The following is an 11,648-nucleotide window of genomic DNA, read 5'->3' on the forward strand; positions in this document are numbered from 1 at the left end:
GTTAGCCTGCTTCCTTTTCCCCCAGGCCCTTGCCATCATGCCCTCACCGCCCGCCCGCGAACGAGTGCCCATGTCTGACGCCGCCCCCAGCTCCCTGTCGATCACCCTGCAGATCGTCTCCATCGTCTTCTATACCTTCATCGCATTCATCTGCATAGGCTTGCCGATTGCGGTCATCCCGGGCTATGTGCATGAGCAATTGGGGTTCAGCGCGGTGGTGGCCGGCGTGACCATCGGCTCGCAGTACCTGGCCACCCTGCTCAGCCGGCCCATGGCCGGGCGCATGTCCGACAACGTCGGCACCAAGCGCGCGATTGTGCTGGGCTTGGCCGGTATTCTGGTGAGTGGCGTGCTGACGTTTTTCGCAACATTGGTCGAGAGCATGCCCAGCCTCAGCCTGGGCATCCTGATTGTCGGCCGGCTGCTGCTCGGCGTCGCGCAAGGGCTGATCGGTGTGGGCACCATCAGTTGGTGCATGGGCGCGGTGGGTGCCGAACACACTGCCCGTTCGATCTCCTGGAATGGCATTGCCTCCTACGGCGCCATCGCCATTGGTGCGCCGCTGGGCGTGGTGATGGTCGCGCAATATGGCTACACCAGCCTGGGCATTGCGCTGTCGCTGTTGTCGGCGCTGGGCCTGGTGCTGATCCGCAATAAGCCCTCGGTGCCGGTGGTGCGCGGCGAACGCCTGCCGTTCTGGGCGGTGTTCGGGCGCATTGCGCCGTTTGGTACCAGCCTGTGCCTGGCCTCGATCGGCTACGGTACGCTCACCACGTTTATCACGCTGTATTACCTCAATCGCGGCTGGGCCGGCGCGGCGTACTGCCTCACGGTGTTTGGCGTGTGCTTTATCCTATCGCGGCTGGTGTTTATCTCGGCGATCAGCCGTTTCGGCGGCTTCAGCGCGGCGATTGCCTGCATGACCATCGAGGCCGTGGGCCTGACGCTGCTATGGCTGGCCCCCTCCACCGGCGTCGCATTGATCGGTGCCGGGCTGACCGGTTTTGGCCTGTCGCTGGTGTACCCGGCACTCGGCGTGGAGGCCATCAAGCAGGTGCCCAACAGCAGCCGTGGCGCGGGTTTGAGTGCCTATGCGGTGTTTTTCGATCTGGCCCTGGCGATTGCCGGGCCACTGATGGGCGCCGTGGCCTTGAACCTCGGCTACGGCTGGATTTTCTTCTGCGCCGCATTGCTGTCCGTCAGCGCCCTGGGCCTGACGCTGCTGCTCAAGCGTCGCGCTTACTGATCAGCCGTTTGCAAGCCGGCGCGGGTGGATTGGCCGAGGGTGTGGCTGAAAAAACGCCCGGCCTCGGAGATCAGGTCGCGATGAATGCCTTCGCGGTCAACCCCATCGGCATCTGTGCAGATCGCCGGCATTGCCGCCAATTGATCACTGTCACACGGCGCCATGAACACAAAGTGCCCTGCCCCGGCCAGCAGCTTGAAGTCCGGCGGTTCCGGCAGCTTGCGCGCCAGGGCGGCGGCGTTCTTATCCACGGCTACCAGCTTGTCGCCATCGCCGCTGTAGAGCAGCACCGGCACATGCACATCGGCCAGGGTGTGGCGGCCGAACATCAGGCTCAGCGGCGCCATCAGCATCAAGGCATGAATGCGCGGGTCGGCTTGCGGTTGCAGGTCGTCACGGTCAACCACCAGTTCGCCTTTGGTGGTGCAGGCATCGCGGTCTTCCGGGCGCTCCTGGCAATAGCGGCGCAGACGGTCGAACTCCGGCTTGGCGCCGGCCAGGATCAACGCGGTTTCGCCGCCCGCCGAGTATCCGATAACCCCCACCTGATCGACGTTGACGAACGGCGACAGCATCGGGTCGCCCAGGGTCGCCGTGATGGCCTCGGAGATCTGGATCGGGCGACCATACAAGTTGCTCACCGTGCCCAGGCGGCTGTGGTCCTTGTAGTTGTCGCCGGGGTGCAGCACCGCCACCACCACAAACCCCTTGCGCGCCAGGGAGGTGGCCAGGTCATGCAGGGCCAACGGCGTGCCGGTGTTGCCATGGGACAGCATCAACATCGGAAAACGCCCGATGGCGATCTTGGAATCTTCGGTGGCCGCGACGTGGTAGGCACCCAACTCAGTGGTGTGCTCAAGGCCGGTGGAAGGGTAAAAGGCGACGGCTTTCATCGGCTGCAGGTCGAGCGGATCGAGAAACGTCATGCGATGGAAGCCCACACTCCAATGCGGGTGCGGCGCAGGCGCGGCGTGCACTGAAATCAGGCCGCCAAGCAGGGAAAGAACCATAACAGCACAAAGACGCATCATGAGGATGTCCACCCTCGCGGCATGACGATGTTCAACATCTGCGGCACATCTATTTGAAAAGTCCATGGTTCAAGGCGCTCGCACCGGCTGATATACCCATGTGTGCATAACCTGGGCCAAAGTAGTGACAGCGGGCAAACGAAAAAACTCCGTACGCTGGTCGTTTTGCGGCGGCCAGAATACAGAGTTTAGGCGCCCGGCTTCAGATTGAAACCGAGCGAAGGCGAAATTTACACAAGCCTTACGCGGCGGCGAACAATTGCTCGCTGATTTGCGCGTTGGCGTCGCTCAGGGCTTTGCTGCGCACTTCATCACCGTAGGCCAGGCCTTCGGCACGCACGATTTCGATGTCGGTGATGCCGAGGAAGCCGAACAGCAGCTTCAAGTAGCCTTCATGGGCAGCGCCCGACGCCTGGCCGGCATGCAGGCCGCCGGAGGTGGACACGATGATGACTTTCTTGTTGCCGCACAGGCCTTCCGGGCCGGCTTCGGTGTAGCGGAACGTTTGACCGGCGACGGCGATGCGGTCGATCCAGGCTTTCAACTGGGTGGGGATGGTGAAGTTGTACATCGGCGCACCAATCACCACGGCATCGGCGGCGAGGAATTCAGCCAGCGACGACGCACTCAACTCAGCTTCGTGCTTTTGCGCGGCATCGCGCAGTTCAGCGGCGGTGCCCAAGGCGCCCAAGGTCGCGCCGGAAAAGTGGTTGATGCCTTCGCTGGCGAGGTCGCGGTAGGTCACTTCCACACCTGGCTCAGCCGCTTGCCAGGCCTTGACCACACCCACGCTGAGCTGACGGGAAGCCGAGTTGTCGCCGAGGATGCTGGAATCGATATGCAAGAGTTTCATGTGGTTTCTCCAAGTGAGGATCGCAGCGCGGCGATCAAGTGGAGTTAATCCTACACATGAAGCCAATAAACGATTAGAGGGCTGAAACGCGACTATTCGTCCCGCCAGCAGGACAGTGATCAGTGGGACGACACATAAATCGAGCCGGGAGCCGGTGTCGGCAACGCATACGTGCGTTTCATCCACTGAATCTCTGCCTGCGGGGTGCGCCCGAAAAAGCGCTTGAACTCCCGGCTGAACTGCGATGCGCTTTCATAACCGACCTTGGCGCACGCCGTGGCGGCGGTGATATCGCTGCGCAGCATCAAGAGACGCGCTTGGTGCAAGCGGGTGGACTTGAGGTACTGCATGGGTGAGGTATCGGTGACCGCCCGAAAATGTGCGTGAAAACTCGGCACGCTCATCATTGCTTCCCGAGCCAGATCTTCCACGTCCAGGTGCTGGTGATAACACCCATGGATCTTGCGAATCGCGCGCGCCACCTTGCCGAACTGACCTTGGCGGTTCAGCGCGGCGCGCATCGAACCGCCCTGCTCGCCGGTGATGATGCGGTAGTAGATTTCGCGCATCAGCGCCGGGCCAAGTATCTGCGCATCCATCGGCACGCGCATGGCCTCGAGGAATCGCAGCAACGATTCACTCAACAAATCATCCATAGGCGAGGAATACATGCCTCTGGGCTTTGCCTCGACCAACTGCGGGAAGTCATCCAGCGCGACCATCAGCTCGGCGGCCAGGGTGAAATCCAGCCTCAGGTACACCGCCAGCATCGGCTCGGCTTCACTGGCTTCGGTTTCCATGGTGAACGGTACAGGCACCGACACCACCAGGTAATGCTGGGCGTCGTAGAGGTAAATCTCTTCCCCCAGATACCCGCGCTTGCGGCCCTGGCACACGATCACAATGCCTGGGTCATAGAGCACTGGAACCCGGTGCAATGGCTGATTCGAGCGCAGGAAGCGCACGTCGTCCAGGGCGCTGAGGTTATAGCCTTCGACAGGCGCCAGGGCGCCCATCAGCTCGATGATTTTTTGGGTGCGGCCCATGGCTGGTGGCTCGTGCGCGAAAACAGCACGTTAACCTTTCACATGGGCCAAACGCTACGCGCTTATAGGAATAGGCAATCAGCACATTGGAATGGATATTCGCTGCAGCGCGGTACTTCCGTAGCCTGAACCCGTACGTTCAGCCCTCGGAGTTTTCCCATGCTTATCGTCTATAACCCTGCCACCGGCGAAGAAATCAGCCGCCTTGCCACACACACTCAGGCCGAGGTCAAGGCCGCCGTCGACCGAACCTGCGCGGCCTTTCCCGCGTGGTCCGGCAAGCTCGCCAGGGAACGCAGCGAGATCCTGCGGCGCTGGCACGACAGCGTCAAAGCCGACAAGGAAGCCTTTGCCGAATTGCTCTGCCGCGAAAACGGCAAATGCCTGACCGAAGCCCGTGGCGAAATCGACTATGGCCTGGGCTTTATCGAGTGGTATGCCGAGGAAGCCAAACGCGTCTACGGTGACACCCTTCCCACCCACGACCGCAACGCCAACGTGGTGGTGACCAAGGAAGCCATTGGCCCGGTCGCCGCCATCACGCCGTGGAACTTTCCGTTCATGATGATCACCCGCAAAGTCGCCACGGCCCTCGCCGCAGGCTGCACCATGGTGATAAAGCCCGCCGAGGACACGCCGCTGACGGCCCTTAAATTGCTCGAATACGCACGCAAGGCGGGTATCGAACCCGGCGTGTTCGAAGTGTTGATCGGCGACCCCAAAGACATCGGCTTGATCCTCACCGGCGACCCGCGTATCCGTAAAATCTCGTTTACCGGCTCCACCGGTATCGGCAGATTACTCGCGGCACAATGCGCGGCGACCATCAAGAAAATGACCCTGGAGCTCGGCGGCAATGCGCCGTTTATCGTGTTCCAGGACGCCAATCTGGACGAGGCGGTCAGCGGCCTGGTCAGCGCCAAGCTGCGCAATTCGGGCCAGGTGTGTATCTCGCCGAACCGAATCTTCGTACAGCACACGATCCTCGAAGATTTCCTCAAGCGGCTAAAGGCTGCCGTCGCACGCATCGACGTCGACCAAGGCTTGCGCGAAGACTTCGTGGTCGGGCCGCTGGTCAATCAAGCAGGGTTCGACAAAGTCGTACGTCTGGTGGAAGACGCCAAGGCGGCCGGCGCCACGGTGCTGATGGGCGGCAAGCCCCACGCCAGGGGCGGCTTGTTCTACGAACCCACTGTGTTGACGGGGCTGCGCGACGACTCACCCTTGGCCACCGAGGAAATCTTCGGGCCGGTGTTCGCGATCTATTCGTTCCAGAATGAAGAGGAAGTCATCGCCCGCGCCAACCAGACTGAGTACGGTCTGGTCGCCTACGCCTACACCAGCGCGCTGGGTCGGTCGCTGCGCCTGTCACGCCAACTGGAGGCCGGCATGGTGATTCTCAACTCAGGCTCGGTGGGCACCGCATCGATTCCCTTCGGCGGTATCAAACAATCCGGCTATGGCCGCGAGGGCAGTTACTACGGGATCGAAGAGTACGTGCATGTGAAGTATGTGCTGATGGCGGGTGCGCAGTTCTAAGCGCGCCGCTTCGAAACGGCCAGCCCCCGCAAGGCGCTGGCTGTTTTTGTGGTGGATTTGCGAGCGTCAGACGCGGATAGTTCGTCCCACTGACAGGACAATAGGCTGACCATGCAAGACCTCAACGACCTCTACTATTTCGCCAAAGTCGTGGAAGCCGGCGGCTTCGCGGCGGCCGGGCGGCTGTTGGGGATTCCCAAGTCGCGGCTTTCAAGGCGCATCGCCGAGCTGGAGGAACGCCTGGGCGCGCGCCTGCTGCAACGCACCACGCGCCAATTGACCCTCACCGCCGTCGGCGAACGCTACCTGCGTCATTGCCAGGCAATGTTGCTGGAAGCGGAAATGGCCGACGAGGCCGTGGCCAGCATGTCCAGCGAACCGCGCGGGCGGCTGCGGGTCAGTTGCCCGGTGGGCATGGCCCAGCACATCCTGCCGGAACTGGTCGCCGGGTTTCTCGCCGCTCACCCCCAAGTGCAGCTGGAAATGACCCTGGTCAACCGTCGCGTCGACCTGGTGGCAGAAGGCATCGACGTGGCCCTGCGCGTACGTGAGCTGGGCGACGAAGACCCGCTGCTGGTGACCAAACGCCTGCGCCAGGCGCAAACCGTGCTGGTCGCCAGCCCCGGCTTCATGCGCGAGCGGCAGGTCAGCACCCTCGAAGACCTCAAGCAACTGCCGATACTCGGCGCCCTCGAACCCGACCGCATGGTGCACCAGCGCATCCTCGACCCCCAGGGCAACCCCCATGACCTGGTGATGGAGGCACGGCTGGGCATCGATGATTTTATCGTGCGCAAAGCCAGCGCGATCATGGGCCTGGGCTTTACCGTGCTGCCGATGATGTACTGCGAAGAGGAATTGGCCAGCGGCCGTTTGGTGCAATTGCTGCCGCAATGGTCCTTGCCGGGCGGCTGGCTGCAAGCCGTGTACCCGCATCGGCGCGGGGTATTGCCGGCCATTCGTGCCTGGATCGATTACCTGGAAGAAGGCTTCAAGGGCTGTGGAGATCGCCTGTTATGAACATGACCGAAGCACAAGTCGCGCAGTTCTGCCTGAGCCTGCCCGGCGCGCGTGAGGATTATAAATGGGGCGGCGTGCGGGTATTTTCGATTGCCGGCAACAAGATGTTCGCCCTGCAAAACCTGCGCGGTGATTCGCTGGCGTTCAAGGTCGACAAGGCGCTGTTCCTCGGCCATGTGGACCGCCCTGGCATCCACCCGGCGCCGTACCTGGCGCGGGCACAGTGGATCATCATGAACACGCCCTACCCGCTGGGTGCCGAGGAGCTGTGTGGCCTGTTGCAGCGCTCCCACCAGTTGGTGGTGAGCAAGCTGCCCAAGCGCACGCAGATCGGCTTGCTTTTAGAGGACTGAAACCAGCGTGCCGCCGAGGAACAACTGGTCCAGCCAGAACACCTGGTGCAACAGCACGATGACCCAGAACAACACTTGATAAGACACCTTGCGCGTCTTGTGGCGAAACACCTGTTGGGCGACCAGCGCTCCCGGCCAACCGCCTGCCAGCTCCACGGCGTGCAGGATGTTTTCCGGGGTGCGCCAGCGGTCGGTGCGGGCCTTGCGCTTGTCGCTCCAGTACAGGAAAAACGCCATCACACTGACCACGCCGTAGGCCAGCAGCGGGATGACCGTCTCACCACGCAGCCACACCAATACCGCTCCCACCAGCGGCGCCGCGCACAGCAGCACAAAGATCGCCGCCTTGAGACGTGGGTGCTGGATCGTCATGCCTTGGCGGCTGCCCAGTCGATCCAGCCGAACTGCCAGGTCGCCAGGATCAGCAAGCCGAACGCAATGCGATACCAGGCAAACGCCGCGTAGCTGTGGCTGGCGATAAACTTGAGCAAGCCCTTGACCGCGATCATCGCGAAGATGAACGAGGTCACAAAGCCGATGGCAAACACCGGCAGGTCGGCGGGCTGGAACAGGTCGCGGTACTTGTAGCCCGAATACACGGCGGCGCCGACCATGGTTGGCATGGCCAGGAAGAACGAGAACTCGGTGGCGGTCTTGCGCGACAAACCGAACAGCAGGCCGCCGATAATCGTCGAACCCGAACGCGACGTGCCCGGGATCATCGCCAGGCACTGGGCCAGGCCGACCTTCAGCGCGTCCTTCCAGGTAATCTCATCGACGCTTTCTGCGTGCACTTCATGCTCGCGGCGCTCGGCCCACAGCATGATCACGCCGCCCACCACCAGCGCCGTGGCCACGGTGATCGGGTTGAACAGGTAGTGATGAATCAGGTCGGCGAAAATCACTCCCAGCACCACGGCCGGCAGGAACGCGATCAGCAGGTTGACGCTAAAGCGCCGCGCCTTGGGCTGCGTCGGCAGGCCGGTGACCACTTCGAAAATCTTCCCGCGAAACTCCCAGACCACCGCCAGGATCGCGCCCAGCTGGATAATGATATTGAATGCGTTGAAGCGGTCACCGCTGAAATCCAGCAGGTCGGCGACGATGATCTGGTGGCCGGTGCTGGAAATTGGCAAAAACTCCGTCAGCCCCTCAACTACACCCAGAATCAGCGCCTGAATGGCGGTCCACAAATCCATACTTCCCCCAAAGGTCATGCTCTACGGCATGCCTTATTAATCTTTTTTAGTGGTTCACTGACGACAAGGCACCGGCGTTGATTCTCGACCGCGGCCTGCAAAAATTTTGTGAAAAATCAGGCAGTACTCAGGTTTTCCGAATACAGGCCGAAAGCCTATCAGACAAGGCGTAAAAGTCGATGCGGCACCCACAATTATAAAAAGCCCGGAGTGACAGGACGATGAACAGTTTGCGCAATATGTCGATCAGCCGCAGGCTCTGGCTGATCCTGATAGTCGCGGTGCTGATGCTGCTGGCCCTGGGTTTGCTGATGCTCAAGCAGATCCACGACGACCTGTACCAGGCCAAGCGCCAGCAGACCCAACACGTGGTACAGACCGCCAGCGGGATCCTGACGTTTTATCACGGCCTGGAAACCACGGGCGTAATGACCCGTGAAGCGGCGCAAAAACAGGCGCTGAGCGCGGTGCGTGGCTTGCGCTATGACCATGACGATTACTTCTGGATCAACGACCTGACGCCCGTGATGATCATGCACCCGGCCAACCCCAAGCTCGACGGCCAGAACCTCTCGGCCATCCGCGACCCGGACGGGTTTGCGGTATTCAACGAGTTCGTGGTGCTGGCCAAGGCCAAGGGCGCCGGGATCGTCAACTACCGTTGGCCGAAGCCGGGTGCCGAAGCGCCCGTGGCGAAAACCTCCTATATCCAGCTGTTCGAACCCTGGGGCTGGATCATCGGCTCCGGCGTCTACGTGGACGATGTGCAGACGGAGTTCAGCGGCCAAGTGTGGAAAGCCTCGTTTATCGGGCTGGGCATCGCGCTGGTGATGGGTTTGCTGGTGACGCTGATCGCTCGCAGCATCGTGCGGCCGTTGCAGGCCGCCGTAAACGCCATGGCCAATATTGCCAGTGGCGAAAGCGACCTGACCCGCCGCCTCGACACCCATGGCCGCGACGAAGTCACCCAACTGTCCCAGCACTTCAACAGCTTTACCGCCAAGCTGCGCCAGGTGGTGGGCGAGTTGCAGGTGTGTGCCAATGCCTTGGGCCAGTCCTCCCTGGAGCTGGGCAGCAATGCCACCCAGGCCCATGACCGCAGCCAGCAGCAGTCGCAGCAGATGGAACTGGTGGCCACCGCGATCAATGAGGTCACTTACGGCGTGCAGGACGTGGCCAAGAATGCCGAACACGCCGCCAGCGAGATGCGCGACGCCCAGTCCCAGGCGCAGCAGGGCCAGGTCAATATCGATAGCAGCCTGCAACAGATCGACCAGCTCTCCGGCACCATCAGTCAGGCCGTGGAGGTGATCCGCACGCTGTCCAGCGAAAGCACGCAGATCGGTGGCGTGCTCGAAGTGATTCGCTCGATTGCCGACCAGACCAACCTGCTGGCGCTCAACGCGGCTATTGAAGCCGCACGCGCCGGCGAGCAAGGCCGTGGCTTTGCGGTCGTCGCCGATGAAGTGCGCCTGCTGGCCCAGCGCACGCAAAAATCCACCGCCGAAATCCAGGTAATGATCGAGCGGCTGCAAGGTCATTCGGAAGCGGCGGTCAAGGTCATCAGCGACAGCCACAGCGCGTCCCAGCTGACCATCGAGCAGGCCGGCCAGGCCGGGGCCAGCCTCACGGCCATCGGCCAGGCCCTGCGTAACCTCAATGGTCTGAACGCCTCGATTGCCAGCGCCACCCTGCAACAGGCGCACGTGGTCGAAGACATCAACCAGAACGTCACCCAGGCCGCCGGGCTGTCCCACAGCACCGCGCTGGCGGCGCAGCAGTCGAGTGAGGCGAGTGTGCAGTTGCGTGGGTTGAGCGAGCAACTTGATGGGCTGCTGCGCCAATTCAAGGTCTGACGCTGTTCTAAATATGGGAGGGGGCCAGCCCCCTTCCACATTGGTCCTTCCACATTTTGAAGTTACAATCCCCGCCCTCTCCCACTCCCCCAAGGAACCGCCATGTCCGGGCTTGAACTGTTCGCCGCTGCCCTGGGGGTGATCGCCGTGTGGCTGACGGTCAAGCAGAACCCCTGGTGCTGGCCGATCGGCCTGGTGATGGTGTTGCTCTACACCTGGGTGTTCTTCGACGTAAAACTCTATTCCGACATGCTGCTGCAAGTGATCTACGCCGCGCTGCAGCTGTACGGCTGGTGGCAGTGGACGCGTGCCGGTGAGGTCAAGCAGGGCCGCCAGGTCACCCGCCTGGGTGTCCCGGCGATTATCGCCAGCCTGGCCGTGGGTGCCGTCGGCAGCCTGCTGCTCGGCGCCGCCATGGCGCACTGGACCGACGCCGCGCAGCCGTGGCTTGACGCTGCCCTCACCGGCTTCAGCCTGGTGGCGCAAATGTGGATGGCGCAAAAACGCGTGCAATGCTGGCCGCTGTGGATTGCCCTGGATGTGATTTTCGTCGGCCTGTTCCTCTACAAAGGCCTGTACCTCACCGCTGCGCTCTACGCGCTGTTCACCGTGATCGCCGTGCAAGGCTGGCGTGAATGGCGTGCCGACCCGGCGTTGCACGCATGAAAGTGGTGGTGCTGGCCGGCCCCGAGTCCAGCGGCAAAAGCTGGCTGGCCGCCGAACTGCACGCGCAGTTTGGTGGGCTGATGGTCGGCGAATACGTGCGCTACTTCATCGATCAGCATCAGCGTGATACGACCCTCGCCGACATCCCCGCCATCGCCCATGGCCAACTGGCCTGGGAGGATGCGGCACGCGCCGAGCACCCACGCCTGCTGATCCTCGACACCCATCTGCTGACCAATAAACTGTGGAGCCAGACCCTGTTCGGCGACTACCCGGCTTGGCTTGACGACGAATTGCTCGCGCGGCATTACGACCTGCACCTGCTGCTGTCCCCCGACGACGTGGAGTGGACGGCGGACGGCCAACGCTGCCAACCGGAACTGGCCGACCGCCAGGCGTTTTTCCAGGCCAGCCTGGACTGGATGCACCAGCACCGGCAGCCGGTACGGGTGATTCGTGGCGATTGGTCACAACGGCGTGCCAAAGCCTTCGCCGCCGTGGCAAAACTGCTGGAATAGCGACCGACCATCGGCTCGACGCAGTTCATCGCCCTGCTCGCCAGTCAACCTTCTAAAGGAGATTGGCCCATGAACATGCGCATCGTTGCCCGCCTGATTAACTTGCCTGAAAACCGTGGTGTGCGCGTGCAGACCGCCGCGCACCCGGTGCTGCTGGTGCGCGTCGGCGACCAGGTGCGCGCGTTCCAGGCGGACTGCCCGCACGCCGGCGCGCCATTGGAAGAAGGCGTGATCTGCCAGGGCCGGCTCGTGTGCCCTTGGCACAAAGCCGCGTTTGCCGTGGACAGCGGCGCGGTCGTGGAACCGCCGGCGCTGGTCGGG

At 62.3% G+C, this 11,648-nt stretch carries 13 protein-coding genes; 8 read left to right on the top strand and 5 right to left on the bottom strand.

Annotation, left to right across the window (positions count from 1 at the left end):
• Positions 1-70: 70 nt before the first annotated feature.
• Entirely contained in the window at positions 71-1,246 is a 1,176-nt protein-coding gene (locus WBR57_RS02905) for an MFS transporter (RefSeq protein WP_424081948.1), read from the top strand.
• Here the strand turns inward: WBR57_RS02905 and WBR57_RS02910 are convergent.
• The 3 genes from WBR57_RS02910 to WBR57_RS02920 all read right to left on the bottom strand — a co-directional run bounded on the left by WBR57_RS02910 (position 1,240) and on the right by WBR57_RS02920 (position 4,176).
• Entirely contained in the window at positions 1,240-2,277 is a 1,038-nt protein-coding gene (locus tag WBR57_RS02910; RefSeq protein WP_424081950.1) for an alpha/beta hydrolase family protein, read from the bottom strand. The two genes, WBR57_RS02905 and WBR57_RS02910, sit on opposite strands and share 7 nt — an antisense overlap.
• Before the next feature lie 241 nt (positions 2,278-2,518).
• Entirely contained in the window at positions 2,519-3,130 is a 612-nt protein-coding gene (locus WBR57_RS02915) for an FMN-dependent NADH-azoreductase (protein WP_424081952.1), read from the bottom strand.
• Between the two features lie 119 nt (positions 3,131-3,249).
• Positions 3,250-4,176, bottom strand: coding sequence for an AraC family transcriptional regulator N-terminal domain-containing protein (locus WBR57_RS02920; protein ID WP_424081954.1), 927 nt, complete (start codon positions 4,174-4,176; stop codon positions 3,250-3,252).
• A 159-nt stretch (positions 4,177-4,335) separates the two neighbouring features.
• Here WBR57_RS02920 and WBR57_RS02925 point away from each other — a divergent pair, with 159 nt between their 5' ends.
• From WBR57_RS02925 to WBR57_RS02935, 3 genes are all read left to right on the top strand, one after another.
• Positions 4,336-5,715 carry an NAD-dependent succinate-semialdehyde dehydrogenase gene (locus tag WBR57_RS02925; RefSeq protein ID WP_424081956.1) on the top strand — a complete coding sequence of 460 codons (1,380 nt, stop codon included), beginning with the start codon at positions 4,336-4,338 and terminating at the stop codon, positions 5,713-5,715.
• A 111-nt stretch (positions 5,716-5,826) separates the two neighbouring features.
• Positions 5,827-6,735 carry a LysR substrate-binding domain-containing protein gene (locus tag WBR57_RS02930; RefSeq protein WP_424081958.1) on the top strand — a complete coding sequence of 303 codons (909 nt, stop codon included), beginning with the start codon at positions 5,827-5,829 and terminating at the stop codon, positions 6,733-6,735.
• Positions 6,732-7,088 (top strand): MmcQ/YjbR family DNA-binding protein, encoded by a 357-nt coding sequence (locus WBR57_RS02935; protein ID WP_424081960.1) that lies wholly within the window; start codon positions 6,732-6,734, stop codon positions 7,086-7,088. The genes WBR57_RS02930 and WBR57_RS02935 overlap by 4 nt, the downstream gene beginning before the upstream one ends.
• On the opposite strand, the gene WBR57_RS02940 is transcribed toward WBR57_RS02935, so the two are convergent.
• Both WBR57_RS02940 and WBR57_RS02945 read right to left on the bottom strand, forming a co-directional pair.
• A complete protein-coding gene (locus tag WBR57_RS02940) occupies positions 7,077-7,460 on the bottom strand; it encodes a DUF1294 domain-containing protein (RefSeq protein WP_424081962.1) in 384 nt (127 codons plus the stop codon). The genes WBR57_RS02935 and WBR57_RS02940 overlap by 12 nt on opposite strands.
• Complete coding sequence (locus WBR57_RS02945; protein WP_424081964.1) at positions 7,457-8,287, bottom strand: undecaprenyl-diphosphate phosphatase; 831 nt, start codon at positions 8,285-8,287, stop codon at positions 7,457-7,459. The genes WBR57_RS02940 and WBR57_RS02945 overlap by 4 nt, the downstream gene beginning before the upstream one ends.
• A gap of 221 nt (positions 8,288-8,508) precedes the next feature.
• On the opposite strand from WBR57_RS02945, the gene WBR57_RS02950 reads away from it, so the two are divergent.
• From WBR57_RS02950 to WBR57_RS02965, 4 genes are all read left to right on the top strand, one after another.
• On the top strand, positions 8,509-10,143 hold the full coding sequence (locus WBR57_RS02950) for a methyl-accepting chemotaxis protein (protein WP_424081966.1): 1,635 nt from the start codon (positions 8,509-8,511) through the stop codon (positions 10,141-10,143).
• Positions 10,144-10,245: 102 nt separating this feature from the next.
• The gene (pnuC, locus tag WBR57_RS02955; RefSeq protein ID WP_424081968.1) at positions 10,246-10,809 is read left to right on the top strand and encodes a nicotinamide riboside transporter PnuC; all 564 of its coding nucleotides are present in this window, start codon (positions 10,246-10,248) and stop codon (positions 10,807-10,809) included.
• Positions 10,806-11,327, top strand: coding sequence for an AAA family ATPase (locus tag WBR57_RS02960; RefSeq protein WP_424081974.1), 522 nt, complete (start codon positions 10,806-10,808; stop codon positions 11,325-11,327). The genes pnuC and WBR57_RS02960 overlap by 4 nt, the downstream gene beginning before the upstream one ends.
• 69 nt (positions 11,328-11,396) lie before the next feature.
• Positions 11,397-11,648 (top strand): Rieske 2Fe-2S domain-containing protein (locus tag WBR57_RS02965; RefSeq protein ID WP_424081970.1); only part of this gene is annotated, 252 nt, incomplete at its 3' end.

Origin of the sequence: Pseudomonas sp. (assembly GCF_049590575.1) — a bacterium.
Lineage (GTDB): Bacteria > Pseudomonadota > Gammaproteobacteria > Pseudomonadales > Pseudomonadaceae > Aquipseudomonas.